Below are 23500 nucleotides of genomic sequence, written 5' to 3' on the forward strand. Positions count from 1 at the left end.
ATTAAACGCTCGGCATCACCCCTTCGTTTGCGCTTCACGGATCTCACGAACTAGCGTCTCAACCAGTTCCGCCGCCGGCATCGCACGTGAAAGCCGCACGGCTTGTCCTGCCCATTGAGCCGCATACTCAGCGCTTCCCTGCGCTTTCGCGGCCGCATGCAAGGCCTTGCCGGCGTCGTAAGTAATCGGATAGTCAGGCAGCGCGGGGCGCGCTGGATCATCGCCCAACTCACTGAAGCGGTTCTCGATGCCGCGCGCCGCCCGTCCAGAAATCGCGCTAATGAACGTCGTGCGGCTGTCGGGACTCAGCAGCGCGGCACGATACGCAGCATCCGCAGCCGATTCGGGCGATGCCACGAATGCAGTGCCGAGTTGCGCAGCCTGTGCGCCCAGCGCCAACGCAGCCGCGATGCCCGCGCCGTCCATGATGCCGCCGGCCGCAATCACAGGCAGCGGAATCTCGCGAACAATCAGCCGCACGAGCGCCATGGTGCCAAGCAATTCGTCCGGTACGGAGGGGTCGAAATTGCCCCGATGACCGCCCGCCTCGGCGCCCTGCGCAACGATGCCGTCCAGTCCGGCCGCATGGATCTGAGCGGCTTCGTCGAGGTTCGTGGCACTCGCCACCAGCACGATTCCGGCTTCGCGCAACGCCGCGATTTTCGCAGCCGACGGCAAGCCGAAGTGAAAGCTGACCATCGCCGGACGCTCGTCGAGGAGCATCTCGAACATCGCGTCATCTTCGACAAAACTCGTGTAGATCTCACGCAGCGCCGCGGGCGGTTTCGCGCCGAAGCGCGCGAAGTGCGGCGCCAGATACTCGAGCCAACGCGCCTCCCGAACGGGATCGGCAATGGCCGGCGCGTGGGTAAACACATTGACATTGAACGGCTTGCTGCTCAACGCACGAATTTCGTGGATCGCCGCCCGCGCGCTCTGCGCGTTCATCGCACCGACACCGAGCGAGCCCAGTGCGCCCGCATTCGATACCGCCGCCGCCAGCGCCGGCGTACCCACGCCCGCCATCGGCGCCTGGATGATCGGCAAGGCAACGCCCAACCGGGCGAGCAGATTCGGAGAGTCCTTCATGTCCTCAGCCCCTTGAAATCGCAACGCGCTCAGCGCTGCCGTGCTCGGATGTCTGTGATCGATTCACCGCCCCAGCCCCAATTGTCCGTATCGACTTCCTCGATCACGACAAAAGTGGCTGCAGGGTCCTTGTGCAACACGCGCACCATAAGATCGGTGGCGCCCTTGATCAACTCGTTCTTCTGTTCACGCGTGACACCTTCGCGCGTCACCTCGATCTTGATGTACGGCATGATGCACTCCTTTCAGTTGGCCCAAGTTCGACAGGGGATTGCCAGCGGCCGGCAGTCGGTCCGCCATCCACAGGCACCGCGGGGCGTCCCGATGTCTGTCCCGCTCCCACGTAACTCACTATACTTATGCCACTCGCGTCGATAAATACGTCCATGTCAAATTCATTTGATACGCCAAGTAATGAATAGCCCGCGGATCATCGAACGAACCAGTAAGCGTCAATTCGACGACTTGATGCTGGGCAGTATCGAGCTGTTCTGTCTCGCCGCGGAACTGGAGAGCTTTACGGACGCCGCCACCGCGGCCGGCGTCACGCCTGCGGCGGTGAGCCGCTCGGTATCGCGGCTCGAGGAGCGCCTGGAGGTGCGGCTCTTCGTCAGAACCACGCGCCGTATCCGGCTGACCGACGCGGGTAGAACATACTACGAGCGTTGCCGCGAGGCGCTCGGACAACTCCTCGACGCGGAGCGCGAAGCGACCGGCCAGCAGTCCGCCGCCGCCGGCGTGTTGCGCATCAGCATGCCGACACCCTACGCGCACTATCGCGTGCTGCCCATCCTGCCGGCGTTCCGCGAACAACATCCGCAGGTGCACGTCGACGTCCACATCAGCAATCGCAACATCGATTTCGCCGAAGAAGGCTTCGATCTGGCGATTCGCGGCAGCGCGCCGGGTGAATCAAATCTGATTGCCCGCAAGCTCGAGGACGCGGAACTGGTCGTGGTGGCCAGTCCCGCTTATCTGTCGCGAGCCGGAATGCCCAGGTCGGTCGACGACCTCACGCACCACGATTGCATCCAGTTCGACCTGCCGAGCAGTGGCCGCAAAATTCCCTGGCTGTTCAAAGACGGGGAGCACATGCAGGAGCATTTCACGGACGGCGGTTATTCGAGCGCGGGCGACGTACTCGGTGGCGTGACGTTGGCGCGCTGCGGCGCGGGACTGTTCCAGACGTATCGTTTCGTGGTTGAGCGGGACCTGACGGCGGGCGGTCTGGTGGAAGTCTTGCCGGCGTTCGGCGGCGCCTCGCGGCCGTTCGTGCTGCTGTATCCCCACAAGCGCCATGTGTCGTTGCGAGTACGGCGCTTCGTCGATTTTCTTGTCGAGACGCTCGGCTCCGCCCGGCACGACGACGCCACCTCGACCCTCCCCTGAAGGCTGACCGGCGATGGATCGAATCGATGCGATGAAGGTGTTCGTCTGCGCCCTCGACGAAGGCAGCCTTGCCGCGGCGGGCCGGCGCCTCGGCCGCTCGCCCGCCGCCGTGAGCCGGGCCATCGCGTTTCTCGAAGCGCACGTCGGCATGGCGCTACTGCATCGCACCACGCGCACGATCAAGCTGAGCGAAGCCGGCGAGCGTTACGCCGCCTCGTGCCGACGAATCCTCACCGACCTCGAAGAAGCCGATCTGATGATTGCCGGCGAACGCGCGGCGCCGCGCGGCACGCTGACGCTGACCGCGCCCGTGGCCGCCGGTCAGGACTTTCTGCGTCCGTTACTCGACGAGTTTGTGGACCAGTATCCGGAGGTCACCGCGCGCCTCTACCTGCTCGACCGCCCCGCCAACCTGATCGACGAAGGGATCGACGTCGCGCTGCGCATTGCCCACCTGGCCGATTCGACGCTGATCGCGATGCCGGTAGGCGAAGTACGCCGCGTGGTGGTTGCCGCCCCGCGCTATCTCGCCAAACACCCGCGCCTCAAGGAACCCGCCGATCTCGCCCAGCACCGGATTATTTCGATGACCCATTTCGGCGTCGATTCGTGGAGCTTTCCGTCGTCGAACAATTCCGCCGCGCCGCAAACGGTGCACTTCACGCCACGGCTGATCGTCAACAGCGTACAAGGCGCGGTGGCCTCCGCCGTCGACGGGCACGGCGTCACGCGGCTCTTTTCGTATCACGTCGCCGAACAGGTTCGCGACGCTTCGTTGAAGATCGTGCTGACCGGGCACGAGCAGGCGCCGCTTCCTGTTCATCTGCTCACGCCGCAAGGCCGTCTCGCGGTGCCGAAAGTCCGGGCTTTCGTCGACTTCGCGGTCCCGCGTCTGCGCGCCCATTTCAGCACGCTCAAAGCGATCACCGACGCGGATTGAACCGCCGCGCGGAAGAATAGCTGCCGCACGGCGGCGATTCTCTCGCTGCGTGTTTGTTCGTAAACTGCTCGCCATGGGTAACAGCTGCGGCCAAACCTGGCTGCAACGCCAAACGCATGGAGCAGACAATGGATTCAGAACAGAACGTGGTGCTCATCGCCAGTGCGCGGTTGCGCGCCGGATCACGGGGGGCGTTATGAATCAGCCAGCTAACGCCGCGGCCGGTGAGGTTGGGATCGGCTTTACAAACAACACCACCAGCTACGCCGCACGAAACACGCTCTACTGGCGCCGCAACCTGTTCATTTGCGTGTTCGGCTCATTTACCACGCTGGTTAGTTTGAGCATGCTGCTGCCGTTTCTGCCGCTCTACGTGCAGCAACTCGGCGTGACTTCGCAGGCTGCGATCGTGCAGTGGTCAGGCGTGGCGTTCGGTGCAACCTTTCTCGGCACGGCCGTCACGGCGCCGCTCTGGGGACGTCTGGCCGATCGTTACGGACGCAAGCCAATGCTCGTGAGGGCGGCGGTCGGCATGGCGATCGTGATGTCCTTGATCGGTATGGCGCACAACGTGACCGAACTGGTGATATTGCGGCTGCTGGCCGGATTGATCGGCGGCTATGCGTCGGCGTCGATTGTGATGATCGGCACCCAGGCGCCGCGCGAACGTGCGGGATGGGCGCTCGGCATCCTGTCGACCGGCTCGCTGGCGGGCAGTCTCGTGGGTCCGTTGGTGGGCGGTGTGCTGCCTTCGGTGATCAGCATTCGCAGTACGTTCTTTGCCGGCGGCGCGATGATCGCAGTTGCCGCTCTGCTGACGATCCTGTTCGTACGCGAAGATTTTCACCCGGACTCCGACGCCAAAGCGCGCGCCTCGACCCACGCCGCGGCGCCGAAGCTCGCCAACCGCACCGTGATGATCACGCTGCTGCTTACCGCGATGATGGTGCTGCTCGCCAATATGTCGATCGAGCCGATCATCACCGTCTATATCTCGCACCTCAACGTGCCGACCGACCATCTGGCCCGCACCGCCGGCATCGTGATGGCGTGCTCGGCGTTCGGCAGCATGCTGACCGCGGCGCGGCTTGGCGCACTGGCGGATCGGATCGGCAGCTGGAACGTGATTATTGGTTGCCTCGTGTTGACCGGGCTCGTGATGGTGCCGCAAGCATTCGTCACGCACTGGTGGCAACTGGCGGCCCTGCGCGGGTTGATGGGGATGACACTGGCCGGTCTGCTGCCGTCGATCGCGAAACTGGTTCGGCACACGGCCACGGAAAGTCAGTCAGGAACGATGCTCGGGTATCTGCAGTCGGCGCAATTCGCCGGTCAGGTTGTCGGACCGCTGATCGGTGGCGTGATTGGCGTCCATCTCGGTCTGCACGCTGTGTTCTTTGTCACGGGTTCGTTGTTGATTGCCTGCGCTGTGCTCGGTCAAGCTGTGCGAAATCGGCCGACGCACGCGTGACGGCTTCCTGCGTGTTGTTCCGCGTCGAAAGAAACAATGCCGGCAGCGGGACACGGGCGCCACCGGACTACAACGCGGGCTCAACCTCCCGCAACGGCGAGTGTCCGGGCGGCAAGCGGCGCAATGCCCACGCATCGCTCGCCGCCACAATCGCGCCCTGCAATGCAGCACCATGACCGAACGCTGCAATTGCCTTTCATAGCCCTTCCTTGAATGATTACTGGTTTGACGAATCATGTTGTTGTCGCAATGCATCTGGAGGCTTAGTCTTCCGACGAACGCATCGACACGTCGTCGACGACCACCCCTCTCAACCCCTCCCGCAACGCCGTAACATTGTCTACACCGTTCAGTTGCTCGAACTTCCGCTGCGCTTCCTGCCAGAGAGGGGCCGCCCTTTCGTGCAGGCGCCGTCCTTCTTCGGTGAGTTCGACAAGGCGGCTTCGGCCGTCCGTGGGCGAGGGCTTGATCGTGACGAAGCCGTCACGTTCCAGGAAGCCAACCATTTTCCCCATCGCCGTTCGTTCGATATCGAGCCGTTCGGCAAGGGCATTGACCGGGGTACTTCCCACCTCGTTTAGGGCGGCCAGGGTGAGGAATTGCGTGATGCGCAGACCCGCGGGCTCGAGATGGCTGTCGTAGAGTCGGGAGATCTGCCTGCTCGCTTTCCTCACGGCGAAGCAGTTGCATTGATCGATTCCAAGCGGCTGGTTGACCGGCAACATCTGTTTCACTCCTGATTTCGGTTAATTGGGCGAACGCTGCGCGCGCGTCGCGTGAAGGTACGGCGGTATGTTTCGATGAAAGCCGGGAGCGACAGCGCTGGCGTACGGCGAACTGCGCACCTCATGTCTCGCTGCTGAAACCGACCGGCGTCATCTCGGTGTTCAAAGCCCTGCAGGCGGTGTGATGTAGCCGGGTATCTCGGCCGCAAGCGTGCTCTTCAGCACCGCTGTCCCCTCGTCGGCCATAACCTCGCTCTTGCCGGCCGCGAGAGCGTCGTAGGTCTGCCGCACGACGTCCTCGGGACTGGCTTTCGGCACGTCAATGCCGTTGGTCAGATCCGTATCCACGAACCCGACGTGCAGGCCCAGAACCTGGATGCCACGCTCGTGCAGGTGAAAGCGAAGCTGGTTTGTGTAACTCCAGGCTGCGGCCTTCGACGCGGCATACGGTGTCAGATAGGGCCGCGGAAGCCACACGATGTCGGAAAGCACGTTGATGATGGCAGCATGCGGCTGGGCCGCCAACATCTGCTCGAAGGCCTGTGTGACGCGCACTACGCCGTAGTAGTTGGTATCGAACATGCGGGTGGATTGCGCTTCCACGTCGGCCGCCAAAGGCCCGTCGATCAGCGCGGCAATGCCAGCGTTGTTGATCAGCAGAGTCGTATCCGCCGCCAGTTTCGCGGCCTCGGCGATCGACGCCGTATCCGTGACATCGATCCTGACCGGCACAATGCCCGGCTCGTCGAAACCGCTCGTGTTGCGCATGCCTGCGTATACTTTCGCCGCGCCGCGCCGACGTGCCTCTCGTGCAAAAGCCAGGCCCAAGCCACGATTGGCACCGGTGATGAAGACGGTAGCGTTCCTGATATCCATGACAAGCTCCTCTTTCAAAAGCCGCATACGGGGGGAGAGTCAACTCCCGCCACTAGCCTGCGGGTGTTTGGTTCAAAGAAAGATGTTTTCCGGCAACTGCTTCGAAAGCGCCTCCCGCAGATGGGTGGCGAGAGTCAGTACAGCGCCAAGCGGGCTCATCCGCACACTGACACGCGGCACCGATCCGTCGGAGTTGCGATCGACGACAACGGCCGCGCTCAACTTCTCGCCGCTCGTCAGAACAGCCTCGTATTCAAGAAAAAGCCGCGAGCCGACGGTATGAAGAAACGTGGGCGTCTGTGAGACGTAGAAGGTTCCGACGGCGTCGACGGCGAGGCGGATGTCGTCGCGCCCGACTACGGGACTGCGCAACACTGAGCTGACCAGCTCCGCGTCAGCCGTCAGATCATCGAGAAACGGGTGACGCTCATCTTGGGTGAGTGACATTTTCAAACCTCGATTCGCTTTAAGGACGTGTTCACACGAATGCGGCCCGATTTTTGGCGACGAAATTCTGGACCGAAAGCGGCGGCTTTCCGGTGATCTTCTCGACGGCATCGTTGGTGCCTGAGAAGATGCCGTCGCGGTAGTTCTGCGCGACTTCGACCAGATGCTGCGTGAGGAACGGCGGAAACTTGTAAAGGGTTTCCATCTTGATTCGGAATTCCTCGATAGAAGTCGGCGCGTATTCGATCCGGGCACCGAGAACCTCGCTCATCGCGGCTGCGATCTCGACATGGTTCATCTCGACGGGGCCGTGGAGCGTGTAGGTCTTGCCCTCGTGGCCTTCGGGGTTGGCGAGGACATGGGCGATGACGCGTCCCTGATCATCGGTGGCGATGGGCGCGTGACGGCCGTTGCCAAAGGGAAATTCAATCTTCTTCGTGGCCCAGATCTCCCTTGCAAAATGCGGATAGACGAGCCAATCGGCAAAGAAGGTGGGGCGCAAGTGCGTAGTCGCGACACCTGACCAATCAAAGACCTGCTCGGAAACCCAGTGGTCCTGTGCTGCGTGGCTCGTCGACTCCCGGCGTGCGGAAATCTGCGACATGTTGACGATCGCTGTAACGCCCGCTTCCTTTGCTGCCTGCGCGAAATAGGCCGCGGCCCCGATGATTCCGGGCGCGATTGGATGAAGGAAATAGGCCGATCGGATTCCTTCCATCGCTGCCCGAATGTCGTTGATGTCGGTGAAGTCCCCGACCGCGATATCGACACCGCGCTGCCTCAGGGCGGCCGCTCGATCGTCATCTGTGCGCACATATGCCCGCACGCGTTTGTCCATCTTGAGCAGTTCGTCAATGGCAATACCTCCGGTCCGTCCGGTCGCACCGCTCACAAGAATCTCAGCCTCGTTCATCGCTTCGCTCCATTTGAAAGTAAGAGCATATGCTCTCTTGAAGCAAGAATAGGAGCATGTGCTCGCACTGTCAAGTTTTTCTGGTTCTTGCGCAGCCCGAGGGACACCACGCTCGATTCGGCTGGCGGCATTGCTAGCGACGCATCGACGGGCTGCTGCGTAGGTGCCCCGCAATGCGAAGCGCCTGAAGGTGTCGATATCGTCCCTGCTTATCTGAATGGCGAGATGTTCAATATCTACGACCGTTGGGATCGACGAAGCGATTCCCTATGGTGTGACGAGGGCGCTGAGATCAGTAAGGGCCTCGAGATTCCGAACTACCCGCAGATGCGTAGATCCGTACCAAAACCAAACCGCAAATTGTCGTTTGCGCAGGTCAGCGATAAAAATACAAAGGCCGAGATGCGACTGATCAGCTAGATGTGTGAGGGGCCGCTACTGTCTCTGGAGCCGACATTTGAGTGTCCATCCGCGGGCGCGAGCGAACGACTGAAAATGGCCGATCTGGAAGTTCGGCCAGCCCCCGTCAGTCATCAGATCGGCCTCGGCTCGAATTTCTCCTGTCGACCCGGAGCGGTCCTTCGGCTGCGTGATCTGAATGACCGGAGTTTGGTGCACCTGACGTCGGGTCACTGTCTGGCCTTCCGTCACAGTTCACCTGCCCTAAATTCATGACGGCAGGTCCAGTAATTGCGCGAAATTTGAACCTCGCATCCAGCATGCGTCGCCGGCTCTGGCGACATGTGCCGTCGCGTGTCTGTAAGTGTTATCTCGCGCCCATATTACTGGTAGAAGTTAGAAGGAGATTCCAAATGAAAACCATGACGTGCAAGGAGCTCGGCGGCCAATGTGATCAGGAGTTATCGGCTGAATCATGGGATGAAATGGTAAAAGTCATGACGAAACACGTCATGGAAAAGCATCCGGATGTCGCGAAGGAAATGGAAAAGATGCACAAACAAGATCCGCAGAAGTGGGGGAAAGAAATGAAACCAAAATGGAACGCGGCGCCCGACCTTTGAACGTTCGCCGAGTCTCGAGTGCCCGGTCTGTCTGCGACGGTCCCAACCGATTCCGCTTGTTGTTGCTGAACAGGCGGTTGAGGAACTTGAGCATCATTCGTCCTTTTTCCTGGCCAACTCCATACAGCAGACCGGCAAAACTGGGATGCCGGTTTTTTGTCCTTTTCCAGGCTCAGCGGTCAGCCGTTCGAACGTCTCCGCTCTCTCGATGATGAACGCCTGGAATTGGCCCGGCATCTGCCGATAAGGAACGACCGTTTTCAAACAATGAACGGGTGTAATCTGCGGTCGTATGCACGCCATTTCGCCGACGTCGGCGCTCATTGTTTGGAGAAGCGATGAACATCAGCGCAAACAAGCCTGACACTCCCACCTGTCAACTGGTGCACGCTGGCCCACAGTTCGAGGGGAAGCAAGGGCTGACCTATGCGGTAGGTATCTCAGCTGAAAGTGTGGGATCGAAGCATGTGCATCTTCAGCTGGCAACAATTCCGCCGGCTGCCCGGGCCAAAGCCCATCTCCATGCGGAGCATGAGACGGCCATCTATCAGCTGAGCGGCATCTCGGGATGCTGGTATGGCGAACGATTGGAGCGCCATGCGGTGGTTCGGGCCGGAGATTTCTTCTACATCCCGGCAGGGATGCCGCATGTTCCGTACAACGCGAGCGCGGATGAGCCTTGTGTCGCGGTAATCGCCCGAACCGATCCCAACGAACAGGAAAGCGTCACAATGCGGCCGGATCTTGATGCCTTGCCTGACTGGTCGAGCGTTCTGCCTTCATCGCTCTGATTGAGCTGAGTGACGATGCATCTTGCCGTAGATGCCCATATTTCCGTGCTGCCGGCGCGAGGTCGCCTTCGTTAGCCATGAAAAAATTCAGCCCCGTCGCCAGAGTCGTCGATTCACACCTTCACTTCTACGATCACAAACGAAACCGGCACACATTTCTGGATGAGGTCGACCCCAACTACGAGGCGTTTGTCGGCAATTACGATGCGCTGCCCAGGCGTTACCTGCTGGACGACTATCTTGCCGACAGCGATGGTTATAACGTCGAGGCCGTCGTGTGGCACGAGTTCCTTTCGTCCGACCCCTTCAAGGAGGCGGCTTGGGCGCAACAGGCGGCAGCCCGAAGCGCGATACGTCATGCGCTAGTCGCATTCGTTGACTTCCTCGATCCCGAGTTGGAACGCAAGCTGGAGCAATACAGTGCGCTTTCCAATCTCACATCGGTTCGGGAACATCTTGTTTGGGACGATGACAACCCTTTGAAGCGATTCGCCAAACGGCCAGATTTGCTGACGGATTCAACATGGAGCAAATCGCTGGCTTTATTGGGCAAGTACAACTTCAAGTGTGGGCTCGAAATATTCGCCCATCAAATGCCCGACTTGACTCGCACCATACAAAATCATCCGAATATCGGTTTCACCATCGCATTGATGGGGTGGCCGCTCGACCTGAGCAAAACCGGCTTTGACCGGTGGAAACGGGATCTTGTACAGCTTGCCGGTTGTGAAAACATTTGCGTCGACATCTCTGCGCTGGAATGTATCTTTGGCATGCAGTGGTCCGTTAGTGAGGCAGCCCCCTGGGTGTTGACCGCAATCGACATCTTCGGCGTATCGCGATGCATGTTCGGTAGCCACATGCCTGTTGCGAAGCTGTCAACGGGATTTGCTGAGCTTTACGATAGATTTGCGCAATTGGTCGCTGGCTTCTCAGCCAGCGAAACAGACGAGATATTCTTTGGTGTTGCTGACCGCTGGTTCAATCCAACGTGATCAACGCGATTCGCCCTAGTCGGCCGCGCGCTCCTCTGCAGTCCGTCGGACTGCTCCTATGCAAGTCTGCTAAACGCGACGCAGTGACCGATGGTTCAAGCGAACGGCCAATTTGCATTTGCCCTGGCCCAATCCATCGATCCCTTCGATCACGCGCACGAGACTACATCACCACGGGATCGTTTCGTTTTCCCACCGCGTGAACGTTCCTGTCGGGCTGTCCGGGCCCAGCAGTGCTACGCGCACCGCCTCACGAGCGCCCTCCTCGACAGTTTCCGTGCCCGCATATCCGTTGAGGTTCGTCCTTGTAAAGCCCGGCGAGACGGCATTGACCTTGATCCCCTCCGGCTCCAGCTCGATTGCCATGGCGACCGTCAAAGCGTTGAGCGCCGTTTTGGATGCAGGGTAGACGGGGCCGAAGATCGAGCGGTAGGGGAAGGCCGGGTTCGAGTTCGTCGCTAGCGACCCAACGCCGCTCGACACGTTGACGATGCGTGCGCCCGGCGTCTTGCGCAGAAGCGGCAGCATCGCCTGGTAGAAGGCAAGAACGCCGAACACGTTGGTGTCCCACACCGCACGCATTTCATCGATGGACACGTTGCTCGGGCGGGTCGTCTTCGCATATTCCTCGACGGACTGACCGGGAAGCTTTTTCGTATTCGAAATGGCTGCGTTCTGGATAAGCACGTCGAGGCGGCCAAACTCGTTGCCCACGCGCTCCGCTGCGGCAATGATCGAAGCCTGATCCGTCACGTCGAGCTGGAGCGCGTGGGCGTCCGGCCCAACCTCCCTGGCCGCTGCCTCGCCGCGTTCGAGATCGCGCGACCCGACCAGTAAAGTGAAGCCGTGTCCCGCGAGATCCTTTGCAATCTGAAGACCAATTCCTTGATTAGCCCCGGTGACCAGGGCGACGGGTTTGTCCTGCATGGCAATTTCCTTGTCGTAGTGCGCAGTAGCGCGCAGAAATTCAGAGCGGTGGCGCCAGTCGTTCAGCGAGCCTCGGCAGCCCATGCTTCAGCGTCAGCGCCGGCCGGGATGCGCATCGGGGATGACGGGTCGGTCGCCGCGCGCCATACAGCTTCGGCGACGTCCTGTGCCCGGGTGACCGGGGACGACGTGTCCGTCAACCTCGCAAGAACGCTCTTGACGAGATCGGCATAGGCTTCGTGGTCGAAGCCGTGCATGCGGGAACGCGCGTTGTCTCCGAAGCGGGTCTCGGGCGCCCGACCCGGCAGCACCAGGCGCACCCGCACGCCGAACTGCTCGAGCTCCAGCGCAATCGACTCGGTGAACGCGTTCACCGCCGCTTTGCTCGCGCGATACGCGGCGATCAGAGGGATTGCCTTCAGCGTCACGCTCGACGTAACGTTCACGACAACGCCCGCCTTGCGTTGCCGAAACTGCGGCAACACCGCTTGCGTCAATGCGATCGTGCCGATGGTGTTGGTCTCGAAAAGCTCGCGCACCGTCGCGAGTGGAACGAGTTCGCCCGGGGAAGCCGCACCGAAGCCCGCGTTGTTGACGAGAACATCGATCGGGCCTGCAGCCTCGACAGCCTCGCGAATGCTCTCTGGATTCGTGACGTCGAGCGCCAGCACGCGCAAGCGGTCTGAAGGCGGCAGCACGTCGGCACGCGGCGTGCGCATCGTGGCGATGACCTGCCAGTCGCGTGCCAGAAAGAAGCGGGCGATCTCGAGGCCGAATCCGGAAGAGCAGCCGGTGATCAGAACGGTTTTCATGGAAATTCCTGTGTGTTGGTCTGTGTGTGCCCATACGATAGATCGCCGATGTCGTACTTGCTACAATCAATAATCCGAATTTCATTTGCAGGAGTCCGGCGATGATCGATCCGTTAGCCGAGGTGGTGACGCTGCTGCAGCCGAATGCCCGGTTTTCCAAACTTGTTCACGGCGCCAGCCCGTGGCGCATCAGTCGCTCGGATGCTGGCCAGCCGTTCTATTGCGTGATCCTCGAGGGCGGGTGCCGCCTCGCGATCGACGGACACGAGCCAATCGAGCTGCTTCCGGGTGACTTCGTCCTGATTCCTGCGGCGTACGGCGTCGCGATGTCCAGTCTCGAGCTGCCACCGCCGGGCGTCGAAACGGCGGCGCCCATCGCGCTGGGCAACGGTGAATTCAGAATCGGCGCTCCGGGCAGCCCGATCGACTTACGAATGGTGGCGGGGCACTGCAGCTTCGGTTCACCGGATGCGACCCTACTAGTCTCGCTGCTGCCGCAACTCGTGCATGTTCGCGGCGAACAGCGGCTAGCCACGCTCGTACAACTTGTGCGAGAGGAAACGCGCGAGCAGCGGCCCGCGCGCGAGGTGGTGCTTTCGCGACTGCTGGAAGTACTGCTGATCGAGGCGCTGCGGTCCACAGCAGGAACGAGCGCGTCACCGGGCCTGGTGCGCGGACTCGCCGACGGCCGCCTCGCCGCCGCGATCCGAGAGATGCACGAACACCCAACGCACGCGTGGACCGTTGCAGAGCTCGCAAAGGAGGCCGCGCTCTCGCGCTCGACTTTTTCCGAGCGCTTCAGCCGCGCGGTCGGCGTCGCGCCGATGGAATACCTGCTCACGTGGCGCATGGCATTGGCGAAGAACCTGCTGCGCCGCAACGAAGGGCGTGTCGCCGAGATTGCGCAGCGCGTTGGCTACAGTTCCGCCAGTACCTTCAGCGTCGCCTTCACGCGGCACGTCGGCCGGCCACCTACCCAGTATGCGCGCGAGGAGCAGGCTGCCGCGAACGGCGCGTAAGACGACGGAAAGAGGTTCCTTCCGGATCTGGACACGCGTGTCCCTGGCTCAATCATGTCCCACGCGTACGTGCTGCGCCATCGCCAGATAGCTCGGTCGGCGGCGGGGTGTTCACTTGTCTCCTTCGCGTTTGACGAGTGGAACGGCGGCAACGGGTCGAAGGACTGAAACCGCTCGCGCGGTAATAGGACGCCGCATCGACTTTGCGGTCTGACAGCCAGAGGACTACGAATAAATCTCGCTCCGTTCTCTTTGGTTCGTGGAGCCACCACTTAACCCTCGGGCGACCGATGACCGCTCAGGCCAAGGAGCCGATGGCTCAAGGCGACTCGCGAATGACGGTTGTTTGAGTGAACGAGACATTCGAGTGACTGCATTGGGTCTTGAGTGAATGTGCACAGATAGCCGGTCCTTGCCAAATCGACGGCCGGCCGCACACGACGAACTGTACCCACCTGTCGAATGTTGGGTAAGTTGCCATGCAAATTGCCATAACACCATCAAATTCGCGGGATGTGCCACGGACCGCTAATGGCGGAAATTAGCCGGACGATGAGCAACTCAGCTCGACCCGTTTCCGACAATGATCGGAGGCCGCGTCAACGGCAGCTTCCAACGTGCAATGGTCATCCTTGCCTACATGCTGGCAGGCCGGAGAGGCCCTCGCAGTCATTCGCTATCGCGCAACGGTCCATCATTCACCCCCCGCGATTCTGAATGCGCCTGCCTTTTGTCCGATATTCATCTGGCGTCTGCGAAGATCGCGGATTACGCTACTTTTTGCTATGCGACTTTAAAGCGTGGCTGACTCACGAAGTCACAATTGCGCGGACTTTCGTGCACCCCATCTGCACGTGTCTGCCGACCCCGGGCGAAAAATGACTGCCTGGTGAAGCGTTTCGCCAATCATTACGTTGGCCCACGTATGGGCCCTCTCTCCTCACGCTCGCGAACAGGCCGTCACCCTGACGGCCTCCCGGTGTCTCATCGCTTGCTCCGCAGACGGCGTCAGCAGGGTAGCACAGCGGCCGCTTGTCATTTCATTTGTTTGAATTGGGCGCCTATCTCGCCAGGTAGTAGGCCCCTGCGCGCTCTGATGTTACGTGCCTGGTTCAGTGACAAGGAGATGATCGTGAAGATCAAGCATTTCAGCATTCTTTCAGCGATCGCCGTTGCACTTCTCTCGCTCAGTGGCGCCGCGCAGGCCGGCAGTTCCGGCGGGCTTTGCTCGAACGCAACACTAAAGGGACCGTATGGGTTTACCGGTCACGGAGAAATTCTTGGATTGATTGGTCCAGATGGTAGCGTGCACAAATACTCCTCGTCGTTGATCCTCGATGACATAGCCCTGGTGACGTTCGACGGCGCGGGCCATTTTTCACGCACCGACTTCGGGGTTATCGCCGGCCTGCCGAAAGGGGGGCAGACTACATTCAATCTGTACCAGAGCGGAACCTACACGGTGAACTCCGATTGCACCCGCACCATGCAGATCATTTATACCGCTGGCGGACCCACACCGGCCGGCGTCGAGGTTGACCTGGAAATCATCGTCGCTGACGATGGGACGCTCATCGAATCGATTGCCTCCAAAGGGATCACCGCTTCAGGCGCGACTCCGGACGGCATAACGTGTCCACCGTATTGCGAGCAAGCTGCGCAAGAAAGATTTGAGGGGAAAAAGGTCCTGGTCTTCGGCTTCCGCTAGTCGAGTCCCGGATGGGTTCACGTTTGCTCGCCCCAGGCGCACCAGGATGCCTGACGACTCAGGAATTGATGAACGCCAGGAGATCCGCGTTGATCGTATCGGCTTGCGTGGTGGGCATGCCGTGTGGGAAGCCTTTGTAGGTTTTCAAGGTGCCGTTCTGCAGCAATTTCGCGCTCAGCGGCCCAGAGTCGGCATAAGGTACGATTTGATCGTCGTCGCCGTGCATCACTAACGTCGGGACTTTGATCTTCTTCAGGTCTTCGGTGAAATCTGTCTGGGAAAAGGCCACGATTCCGTCATAGTGCGCTTTGGCTCCGCCCTCCATTCCCTGACGCCACCAGTTCAGGATCACGCCTTCGGACGGTTTGGCCCCTGGCCGGTTATAACCGTAGAACGGCCCGGCAGCAACATCACGGTAAAACTGCGAGCGGTTGTTGGCAACCTGCGCCTGAAATCCATCAAAAACATCCTTGGGAAGGCCTTCCGGGTTGTTAGCGGTCTTCACCATCAGCGGTGGCACAGCGCTGATCAGTACCGCCTTGGTTACGCGACTCTCGCCGTGACGCGCGAGATAGCGAACAACCTCACCGCCCCCGGTCGAGTGGCCCACGTGGACTGCATTTTTAAGGTCAAGATGTTCGGTAACGGCCGCGAGATCATCGGCGTAGTGATCCATATCATGACCGTCGGCCGTCTGCGTTGAACGCCCGTGACCGCGACGGTCATGCGCGATGACACGGAAGCCGGCGTTCAGGAAGAACATCATCTGGGCATCCCAATCGTCAGCGCTCAGTGGCCATCCGTGTGAGAAAACGATAGGCTGCCCGGTTCCCCAGTCCTTGTAGAAGATCTGAATACCGTCTTTCGTCGTGACTGTGTTCATTGTCATTCTCCTTACTTACCAAGGCGATCTTTCGATAAAAAGTGAGCCATCGGCGTGAACTCGTGCGTCATTCCATTGAGGCCACAACCTCGTCGGTAGTCACCACGCCGTGCGCGAGAAACGCGTAGTTGATCATCGCCGCCTTGTAGCCGTCGCCCCAAACGGGATGACGCGGTCCGGCAGTGGCATCGCTAACGACATGGACCTCGAATCCCTGTTCGAGCAGATCACGCAGATGTGACTCCACGCACATGTTGGCAAGCATGCCTCCCAGTACCACCTTCCTAACTCCTCGCTTACGCAGTTGAAGGACGAGATCGTTGGTTTGCGGTCCGAAGACCTTGTGCGGACTCACAACAACCGTCGCGCCGTCGTTGATGTAAGGCTTGAATTCGTCGAGCCAGTCTGCGCCGGAGCCTTCAAAACCTTCCAGATTCAACTGACCACTACGCGCAAACGTGCCGGTAGCGAATTCATCTGTCTCCAGCGGTCCATTGAATTTCCACACGCGATCGGTCGGGAAAAAGTAATGTGGCGAGATAAAGACCATAAACTTTGCGGACTTCGCCGCCTTGAAGATTCGCAGCATGTTTTCTACCGTCTTATTCTCTGTCACGCTTGCTCCCACTGCGCCCCAGTTCTTGCCGTTCTTGCTTAAGACATCGACTTGCGGGTCGATGAAAACCACAGCTGTCTCAGTTCGATCGAAAAACACTTCGGACCTCCAATAGAGTGCATGACGGTTCGCCGATTTTCATCGACCCGGGCCTCCCCGATCAGATTAGGAAACGGAGGACTGGAAAGCAACGAGGGTCGGATTGCGCATTGGGGGATTTGCACCCGGGCGCCGAATGACGGGGTGCTTGATGAGGCCGCATGTTGACTCCGCGTGCACGCTATTAACAAGCCAATGCTTAAGAAGTCAGCGCGATCGTTGGGATCTGGCATGCAAAAGGCTGTTTCCGCGACAGCCTGGCCGCGCTTCCGTTCGGACACGTATAAACAGTTAAGGTCCGTTGTCGGCGCCAAGCCGACGTCCGAATGACCGACCGATCGCGCGAACGATGGCGGGAGATTGCCGGCTACGGCCACTTCAGCCGATCAATCACTAACCTCCTCCCAGCCACGATCGAGTTGGCTCCCCGATACGCAGATCGCGAATCGAAACAACATGAAAGCTTCTTGACCCCAATCATTCATACGCGCGTGATTGAATGGTTGGCGCTTGTTGTCATGCAACCTCCGCGTGGCCCCCTGTTGTCAGATCGGATCAGCGTTGTGAAGCAGGTTAGATAAGCCGTCCCGGCACCGCGATTATCTTTGGGTAACACTACTGGGAGCCACACAATGCTTTGGCGTCGGATTACCGTTATCTCGCTCACGGCTGTCGCTCTTGCGACGACGGCTGCATGGAGCGCCAGCGAAGACCACGACGGGGACCAGCATGGCTCCCGGCGGGATGAAGTCCATACAGCCACACCCATCAAGCATCTGGTAGTGATCTACGGGGAGAACGTATCGTTCGATCACTACTTCGCGACCTACCCGCGTGCGGCAAATCCGTCTGGAGAACCTGCGTTTGCAGCGCAAGCCGGCACGCCAGAGGTGAACGGCTTATCGGGCACGTTGTTGACGGCCAACCCGAACTATACGAACGCCGCCAATGGCGCGGGCGCTGCCAACCCGTTCCGTCTCGATCGCACGCAGGCGGCCACAGCCGACCAGAACCATGCGTACACGGCTGAGCAGCAGGCATACGACAACGGCAAGGTCGACCTATTTCCGAAATACACGGGCACCGGCACCACAGGCGGCGCCGGTGCGTTCGGCACGGCCGGCCAGGTGATGGGTTACTACGACGGCAATACGGTCACGGCGCTCTGGAACTACGCGCAGAACTTCGCGATGAGCGATAACGCCTATACAGCGACATATGGTCCGTCGACGCCAGGTGCGCTCGAAGTCGTCTCGGGACAGACCAACGGCATGAAAGTCGTCTTGACCTCGAAGCAGCCCTCGACGGCCGGCTCGTATTACGTCAACGACGGCCAAGGCGGATTCACGATGATCAACGACGTCGATCCCGCCAACGACCTGTGCTCGAGTACCACCGATACCGCGCAGATGACTGGTAAGAACATCGGCGACCTGCTCAACGCGCGCAACATTTCGTGGGGCGGCTTCATGGGTGGCTTCAATCTGTCCACCACGAACAGCAACGGAACGACAGGATGCAAACGCAGCACGACGTCGCAAGTGGTCGGCGCCGCCACGGCCGACTACATTCCGCACCACAACTGGTTCCAGTACTACGCGTCGACGTCAAACCCTCAGCATTTGCGGCCCAGTTCGGTGTCGGCCATTGGGCATACCTACGGGGCACATCGCTCGAGCGTCGATCCCGCGAATCACCAGTACGATATCGACGATTTCTATCGTGCTGTTCAAGCTGGCAATTTCCCTGCGGTGAGCTTCCTGAAGGCGCCTGCCTATGAAGACGGTCACGCCGGGTACTCGGACCCGCTTGACGAGCAGGCGTTCGTTACGAAGGTCGTCAACTTCCTGCAACAGCAACCGGATTGGCGTGACACGGCCGTTATCCTGGCATGGGATGACTCCGACGGCTGGTACGACCACGCATACGCGCTGCCGACGAGCGCTTCGTTCGACTCGGTCGCGGATCAGTTGACCGGCCCAGGAATTTGCGGCTCAGGCACCGGACCCGACGGATTAAATGGCAAACCGGTTAACGGCCGGTGCGGTCCCGGTACTCGCATCCCGTTTGTTGTGATTTCGCCATGGGCGAAACAGAACTACGTCGACCATACGCCGATCGATCAGTCGTCAGTAGTGCGTTTCATCGAAGACAACTGGCTTGATGGCAACCGGATCGGAGGCGGCTCGTTCGACGCGAAGGCGGGCAGCATCACGGGTATGTTCGATTTCAACCGCCGCCACGATGAGCACCGGGAGAGCAAGCTCTACCTCGATCCGACCTCTGGCTTGCCCGTCAAGACGCCTCCATCCATCTGACACGTAACGCTTATCCTTCCGAGGATGAATGTCTTGCGCCGCAGCCCGCTATCGCGGGCTGCTTCATTTTCTTCCGCATGAATCGCCAATGAGTTGCCCTTTCAACAGCGCCTCGAGCCAGTCGGCGAACACCTGAACTCTGCGCGATAAATGCTGCCGGTGCGGATAGAGCAAGGTCATCGGCATCGGCGCAGCCCGGTATTCGGGCATCACCTCAATCAGTTCGCCGACACGTAGATGCTGCTGCACATCGTAGGCAGGAATCTGGATCAGACCGAGTCCCGCAAGGCAGCACGCGATATACGCCTCGGCGCTGTTGACGCTCACGCGGCCTTGCGTGGTCAACGTCTTCACGGTTTCGCCATCGAGCCATTCCCATGGCGCGATACGTCCACTCGATGGCGACGCATAGTGAACGGCCTGGTGGCTCGCCAGATCGCCGGGCGTACGAGGCGTACCGCGCTGAGACAAATAGAGTGGGCTCGCAACATTGATCAACGGCAGATTGCCGATGGGCCGCGCAATCGTGCCGGAATCTTGCAGCTTGCCAACGCGAAGCGCGCAATCGACGCGCTCTTCGACAAGGTCGATCGCCCGATCGGTCAGGCCGAGCTCGATATCGATGTTCGGAAACGCGACGAGAAATTCCGGCAGCGCGGGTGCAATGATCAGCCGGCCGATACGGCCCGGCACATCGACGCGCAACACGCCGCTCGGTCCTACCGATGTTTGCCGAAACAGGTTCTCGGTCTCCTCGACATCGGCGATCAGACGCAGGCAGCGCTCATAGAGCGCGGCGCCGTCCTGGGTCGGCGACACCTTGCGCGTTGTCCGATGCAGCAGCCGGGCGCCGATCCGCCCTTCCAGCTCCTGAATCGCCGCGGATACCGACGAGCGAGGCAGGCCGAGCGTGTCCGCCGCGCGCGTGAAATTCGCGCATTCGACAACGCGTGCAAACACGCGAAACAGGTCAATACGATCCACGGGCCCTTTTCCACTGTTCGACTTTTCTGACCAGTGATGTCAGAAACAGTAGGTTTAAATGATTTTCCTGGAATATATCATCCAGCAGGGTGAGAGGCTGCATCGGGCGGCTTCGGTACTGGGGATGGACCATGGCAAACCACAGCATCAAAGGCAAAACCGTCGTGATTGCGGGCGGGGCGAAGAATCTCGGTGGACTGATTGCGCGGGATCTCGCGGCACAGGGCGCCAAGGCAGTGGCGATCCACTACAACAGCGCGAGCTCGAAAGCTTCGGCAGACGAGACACTGGCCGCGATCGAAGCAGCGGGCGCGAAGGCGGTCGCATTCCAGGCCGACCTGACATCGGCCGGCGCGATTGAGAAGCTGTTCGCGGATGTCGTCGCTGCCGTCGGCCGCCCCGATATTGCGATCAATACGGTAGGCAAGGTGTTGAAGAAGCCATTCGTGGACATCACCGAGGCTGAGTACGATGAAATGACGGCGGTCAATTCCAAGTCTGCGTTCTTCTTCCTTAAAGAAGCCGGCAAGCACGTCAATGACAACGGCAAGATCGTGACGCTCGTCACGTCGCTGCTTGGCGCGTTCACGCCGTTTTACGCGGCCTATGCAGGCACCAAGGCGCCGGTCGAACATTTCACGCGCGCGGCGGCCAAGGAATTCGGCGCGCGGGGCATCTCGGTGACAGCCATCGGACCCGGCCCCATGGACACGCCGTTCTTCTATCCCGCCGAAGGCGCGGACGCGGTGGCTTATCACAAGACCGCCGCCGCACTTTCACCGTTCTCCACGACTGGGCTGACCGATCCTGGGGATGTGGTGCCCTTCGTCCGCCATCTGGTCAGCGATGGGTGGTGGATTACGGGGCAGACCATTCTGATCAACGGCGGTTATACGACCAAATAAGCAACCAGATAAGCGACCAGGTAAGGGACCAGGTTCATGACTTACGGAAAGACCAATAGCTCAGCGCCGCCTTAGGCCGGGAGCGCAGCAGCAGATAGAAGGCGGCAACGTGCGTAATCATCAGCAGAGGCACGTAGATGATCGGAATCGCGTACGTAGTGCCAAATTCTCCTGCACGCGCAGGAAGATCGGCCTGGATAGCGTGGAAGTAGTCGACGATGAGGTCGGTGGTTCCCACGAGATTGAAGGCCACGACGAATAACCAGAAGAGCGGCCGTCTTGCTGCTGCGAGTAGCGCCAGCATCGCCAGAACGCCCGTTGCGAAGTCACCGTATGCGGCGAACGCGGCGAAGCTGGCAGGCAGATCGGGACTGACGACGCCCGGCAGAATGAAGACCAGCCCGAAGAAACGGAAGCTATGCAAGGTGGCGATGGCGCGTTGCGCTTCGAATAGATCCATCGACTTGAGCCTGGGCCAGACGTATACGCGAAAGCAAAGCAGCCAGGCGACATAGCCCAGTACAAGCTGCGTTTGGAAGATAAGTTCCGGTGACATGTTGCCTCCAGTCAGGTGTTGTCGGGCGCGTTGAAGGATAGGAAGGAGATCAGCGGTTCTACAGGTGAATTCAGGGCTTCGTCGATGCGGTCTCGAACACCGCCGTGAGAATGCCGAGTCGGCCTTCCAGGAGATTTCGCGCCAGGTTGGTGAAAAGCTGCGCGAAGTCCGGCCCCATCACCACGCCGAGATTTGGCGAGGGCGGCGGGCCTGACGCGCCCTGTTGGGTGATCCAGGCCCTGGCGGCCTCGGTGTCGTTTTGACATGCCAGCGTGTGGAAACCTGCTTGTTCGATCGCTTCGCGCGTCGCATCGGCCGTCAGAAGAAAGCTTGTTGTCGGCGTTCGCGCCCAGGGAACGGGGTAGTACGGTTCGCTGCCGTTTGCGACGACGTCGAACGTCGCAAACCTGCCGCGTGGCTTCAGCACGCGTTCGATCTCGCGGTAAAGACGCGCGCGCTCGGAGATGTTCATCGCCACGTGCTGCAGCAATACGGCGTCGAAACGGCGGCCTTCGAAGGGAAGTTCCAGCGCGCTGGCGGTATGGAACGAAACCTGTTCGCTCTGCCCTGTGCGCCGGGTGAGATAGCGTGCGGCATCCACGAATGGTTCGCTGAGGTCGATGCCCGTCACCCGGCAGCCATAGGATGCAGCCAGAAAACGGGCCGGCCCGCCAATGCCCGAACCGACGTCTAGCACCGACATATCGGCGGTGATCCCGGCCAAGTTGGCAAGCTCGGTGGTGGCAGCAAGCCCACGTGTGTGAAACTGGTCGAGAGCGCCCAGTTGCTGCGGTGTGAGCCGCTGATCTTCCGGCCCAAAGACCGTGAGCGCCATCTTCAGCCGCTCGGTCAGGCCGGTCGCGCGATAGTGATCTCGCACGCCATCAAGTGCATCAGTCATTGCGGAGTTCCTCCACGGTCTTAGCGGATTGTTCAGGGCTTGCGAGTCGACATCGGCATGACCCCCCCATCTACAGGCGTAGGTGTACCATGGCCTCTCGCGAGCGACTATTCATCACAATGTTGACGGGCTATGAAGCAGAACTTCACAGTCAGGCAAGGCGCGCTCGATGGCGTAGAGGTGTTCCTGAGCGTCGCCCAGCATCGCAGTTTTCGCCGGGCAGCCGCGGAACTCGGAGTGACACCGTCCGCCGTCAGCCAGACGGTGCGTGTACTCGAGGCGCGCATTGGCGCAGCGCTCTTCATACGCACCACGCGTAGTGTCGGCCTGACCGAAGCGGGCGAACGGTTTCTTTCGCACGCAAAGCCTGCCTTCGACGAGCTTGTCGCTGCTAGCGAGGTTGCGCGCGGACTGGGTCAACGGCCCACCGGGTTGTTGCGTCTTTCGGTGCCGCGTGCCGTGGTGCCGATCCTGTTGGAACCACTTGTCGCATCCTTCTGCCAGGCTTATCCCGAAGTCGAAGTGGAGATCGCCACCAGCAAGGAGCTGATCGATCTTGCAGCGGAAGGCTTCGACGCCGGTATCCGGCTCGGTCAGTTCGTCGACGCCGACATGGTCGCCGTACCGCTGACGCCACCGTTTCGTCTCATCGTCGTGGGTAGCCCCGCTTACTTCGCAGCGCGCAGCCGCCCCAGGCACACGGACGATCTGCGCCAGCACGCATGCTTGCGGTGGCGACGATCCAGCGGCGCGCTCGCGCTATGGTCATTCAACGACAACGGCCACGCGATCGAGATCGCCGTGTCCGGCCCTCTCATCGCCAACGATTTTTCCACCATGCTTGGCGCGGCAGTCGAGGGTATGGGCCTTGCCCAGCTACCTGAGCCGATGGCCGCTGAAGGCTTGAGAACGGGAAAACTGGTACACGTGCTGGAGCCATTCGCGCCGGTGATGCCGGGGGTGTTTCTCTACTATCCAGGCCGCCGGCAGATGACACCGAAGCTGCGCGCCTTCATTGATCATGTGAAGAGCCGCCCGGCAGGCCAAAGCGAAGTCACATCAGATCCCGGTCTTCCCTCGTCGACGTAGCTACGGCGATGCATCCCTTCAACGC

25 protein-coding genes are annotated in these 23500 nt (G+C 60.4%); 11 read left to right on the top strand and 14 right to left on the bottom strand.

Going from position 1 to position 23500, the window contains the following annotated elements; translation table 11 throughout:
• Positions 1-15 precede the first annotated feature (15 nt).
• Positions 16-1089 carry an NAD(P)H-dependent flavin oxidoreductase gene (locus tag BM438_RS04390; RefSeq protein WP_093633085.1) on the bottom strand — a complete coding sequence of 358 codons (1074 nt, stop codon included), beginning with the start codon at positions 1087-1089 and terminating at the stop codon, positions 16-18.
• A 29-nt stretch (positions 1090-1118) separates the two neighbouring features.
• Positions 1119-1322, bottom strand: coding sequence for a tautomerase family protein (locus tag BM438_RS04395; protein WP_093633086.1), 204 nt, complete (start codon positions 1320-1322; stop codon positions 1119-1121).
• A gap of 181 nt (positions 1323-1503) precedes the next feature.
• On the opposite strand from BM438_RS04395, the gene BM438_RS04400 reads away from it, so the two are divergent.
• The 3 genes from BM438_RS04400 to BM438_RS04410 all read left to right on the top strand — a co-directional run bounded on the left by BM438_RS04400 (position 1504) and on the right by BM438_RS04410 (position 4889).
• Positions 1504-2478: a LysR family transcriptional regulator gene (locus tag BM438_RS04400; RefSeq protein WP_093633087.1), complete on the top strand. Its 975-nt coding sequence runs from the start codon at positions 1504-1506 to the stop codon at positions 2476-2478.
• 13 nt (positions 2479-2491) lie between these two features.
• The gene (locus tag BM438_RS04405; RefSeq protein WP_093633088.1) at positions 2492-3418 is read left to right on the top strand and encodes a LysR family transcriptional regulator; all 927 of its coding nucleotides are present in this window, start codon (positions 2492-2494) and stop codon (positions 3416-3418) included.
• 196 nt (positions 3419-3614) lie between these two features.
• Positions 3615-4889 carry an MFS transporter gene (locus BM438_RS04410; RefSeq protein WP_093633089.1) on the top strand — a complete coding sequence of 425 codons (1275 nt, stop codon included), beginning with the start codon at positions 3615-3617 and terminating at the stop codon, positions 4887-4889.
• A 263-nt stretch (positions 4890-5152) separates the two neighbouring features.
• Here BM438_RS04410 and BM438_RS04415 read toward each other — a convergent pair whose 3' ends face one another.
• The 4 genes from BM438_RS04415 to BM438_RS04430 all read right to left on the bottom strand — a co-directional run bounded on the left by BM438_RS04415 (position 5153) and on the right by BM438_RS04430 (position 7850).
• A complete protein-coding gene (locus BM438_RS04415; RefSeq protein ID WP_093633090.1) occupies positions 5153-5614 on the bottom strand; it encodes a MarR family winged helix-turn-helix transcriptional regulator in 462 nt (153 codons plus the stop codon).
• Between the two features lie 162 nt (positions 5615-5776).
• Positions 5777-6490 (bottom strand): SDR family oxidoreductase, encoded by a 714-nt coding sequence (locus BM438_RS04420; protein WP_093633091.1) that lies wholly within the window; start codon positions 6488-6490, stop codon positions 5777-5779.
• Positions 6491-6562: 72 nt separating this feature from the next.
• Positions 6563-6937: a hypothetical protein gene (locus tag BM438_RS04425; protein ID WP_093633092.1), complete on the bottom strand. Its 375-nt coding sequence runs from the start codon at positions 6935-6937 to the stop codon at positions 6563-6565.
• Between the two features lie 31 nt (positions 6938-6968).
• Positions 6969-7850 carry an NmrA family NAD(P)-binding protein gene (locus tag BM438_RS04430; RefSeq protein ID WP_093633093.1) on the bottom strand — a complete coding sequence of 294 codons (882 nt, stop codon included), beginning with the start codon at positions 7848-7850 and terminating at the stop codon, positions 6969-6971.
• An 812-nt stretch (positions 7851-8662) separates the two neighbouring features.
• Here BM438_RS04430 and BM438_RS45340 point away from each other — a divergent pair.
• The gene (locus tag BM438_RS45340) at positions 8663-8872 is read left to right on the top strand and encodes a DUF1059 domain-containing protein (protein WP_093633095.1); all 210 of its coding nucleotides are present in this window, start codon (positions 8663-8665) and stop codon (positions 8870-8872) included.
• A 93-nt stretch (positions 8873-8965) separates the two neighbouring features.
• Here the strand turns inward: BM438_RS45340 and BM438_RS04445 are convergent, their stop codons facing one another.
• Entirely contained in the window at positions 8966-9196 is a 231-nt protein-coding gene (locus tag BM438_RS04445; RefSeq protein WP_093633096.1) for a hypothetical protein, read from the bottom strand.
• 14 nt (positions 9197-9210) lie between these two features.
• Here BM438_RS04445 and BM438_RS04450 point away from each other — a divergent pair, with 14 nt between their 5' ends.
• Positions 9211-9663 carry a cupin domain-containing protein gene (locus BM438_RS04450; RefSeq protein ID WP_093633097.1) on the top strand — a complete coding sequence of 151 codons (453 nt, stop codon included), beginning with the start codon at positions 9211-9213 and terminating at the stop codon, positions 9661-9663.
• Positions 9664-9740: 77 nt separating this feature from the next.
• Positions 9741-10658, top strand: coding sequence for an amidohydrolase family protein (locus BM438_RS04455; protein WP_093633098.1), 918 nt, complete (start codon positions 9741-9743; stop codon positions 10656-10658).
• A 168-nt stretch (positions 10659-10826) separates the two neighbouring features.
• Here the strand turns inward: BM438_RS04455 and BM438_RS04460 are convergent, their stop codons facing one another.
• Positions 10827-11585: an SDR family oxidoreductase gene (locus BM438_RS04460; RefSeq protein WP_093633258.1), complete on the bottom strand. Its 759-nt coding sequence runs from the start codon at positions 11583-11585 to the stop codon at positions 10827-10829.
• 62 nt (positions 11586-11647) lie between these two features.
• Positions 11648-12397 (bottom strand): SDR family oxidoreductase, encoded by a 750-nt coding sequence (locus tag BM438_RS04465; protein ID WP_093633099.1) that lies wholly within the window; start codon positions 12395-12397, stop codon positions 11648-11650.
• Positions 12398-12498: 101 nt separating this feature from the next.
• Between BM438_RS04465 and BM438_RS04470 the strand changes: the two genes are divergently transcribed.
• Both BM438_RS04470 and BM438_RS04475 read left to right on the top strand, forming a co-directional pair.
• Positions 12499-13416 (top strand): AraC family transcriptional regulator, encoded by a 918-nt coding sequence (locus BM438_RS04470; RefSeq protein WP_208620605.1) that lies wholly within the window; start codon positions 12499-12501, stop codon positions 13414-13416.
• A gap of 1126 nt (positions 13417-14542) precedes the next feature.
• Positions 14543-15124, top strand: a complete 582-nt coding sequence (locus BM438_RS04475) for a hypothetical protein (protein ID WP_341865733.1) — start codon at positions 14543-14545, stop codon at positions 15122-15124.
• Positions 15125-15182: 58 nt separating this feature from the next.
• On the opposite strand, the gene BM438_RS04480 is transcribed toward BM438_RS04475, so the two are convergent.
• Together BM438_RS04480 and BM438_RS04485 are read right to left on the bottom strand one after the other, a co-directional pair.
• Complete coding sequence (locus BM438_RS04480) at positions 15183-16007, bottom strand: alpha/beta fold hydrolase (protein WP_093633101.1); 825 nt, start codon at positions 16005-16007, stop codon at positions 15183-15185.
• Between the two features lie 67 nt (positions 16008-16074).
• Entirely contained in the window at positions 16075-16722 is a 648-nt protein-coding gene (locus tag BM438_RS04485) for a cysteine hydrolase family protein (RefSeq protein ID WP_093633102.1), read from the bottom strand.
• 632 nt (positions 16723-17354) lie between these two features.
• On the opposite strand from BM438_RS04485, the gene BM438_RS04490 reads away from it, so the two are divergent.
• Positions 17355-19040 (top strand): phospholipase C, encoded by a 1686-nt coding sequence (locus BM438_RS04490; RefSeq protein WP_093633103.1) that lies wholly within the window; start codon positions 17355-17357, stop codon positions 19038-19040.
• A 63-nt stretch (positions 19041-19103) separates the two neighbouring features.
• Here BM438_RS04490 and BM438_RS04495 read toward each other — a convergent pair whose 3' ends face one another.
• Positions 19104-20024: a LysR family transcriptional regulator gene (locus BM438_RS04495; RefSeq protein WP_093633104.1), complete on the bottom strand. Its 921-nt coding sequence runs from the start codon at positions 20022-20024 to the stop codon at positions 19104-19106.
• A 131-nt stretch (positions 20025-20155) separates the two neighbouring features.
• Here BM438_RS04495 and BM438_RS04500 point away from each other — a divergent pair, with 131 nt between their 5' ends.
• Positions 20156-20929 carry an SDR family oxidoreductase gene (locus BM438_RS04500; RefSeq protein WP_093633105.1) on the top strand — a complete coding sequence of 258 codons (774 nt, stop codon included), beginning with the start codon at positions 20156-20158 and terminating at the stop codon, positions 20927-20929.
• 34 nt (positions 20930-20963) lie between these two features.
• Here BM438_RS04500 and BM438_RS04505 read toward each other — a convergent pair whose 3' ends face one another.
• Both BM438_RS04505 and BM438_RS04510 read right to left on the bottom strand, forming a co-directional pair.
• The gene (locus BM438_RS04505) at positions 20964-21485 is read right to left on the bottom strand and encodes a hypothetical protein (RefSeq protein ID WP_093633106.1); all 522 of its coding nucleotides are present in this window, start codon (positions 21483-21485) and stop codon (positions 20964-20966) included.
• A gap of 70 nt (positions 21486-21555) precedes the next feature.
• Positions 21556-22386, bottom strand: a complete 831-nt coding sequence (locus tag BM438_RS04510) for a class I SAM-dependent methyltransferase (protein WP_093633107.1) — start codon at positions 22384-22386, stop codon at positions 21556-21558.
• Positions 22387-22518: 132 nt separating this feature from the next.
• Between BM438_RS04510 and BM438_RS04515 the strand changes: the two genes are divergently transcribed.
• On the top strand, positions 22519-23475 hold the full coding sequence (locus BM438_RS04515; RefSeq protein WP_093633108.1) for a LysR family transcriptional regulator: 957 nt from the start codon (positions 22519-22521) through the stop codon (positions 23473-23475).
• The last annotated feature ends 25 nt before the right edge of the window (positions 23476-23500 follow it).

Source organism: Paraburkholderia aspalathi, from assembly GCF_900116445.1.
Taxonomy (GTDB): domain Bacteria; phylum Pseudomonadota; class Gammaproteobacteria; order Burkholderiales; family Burkholderiaceae; genus Paraburkholderia; species Paraburkholderia aspalathi.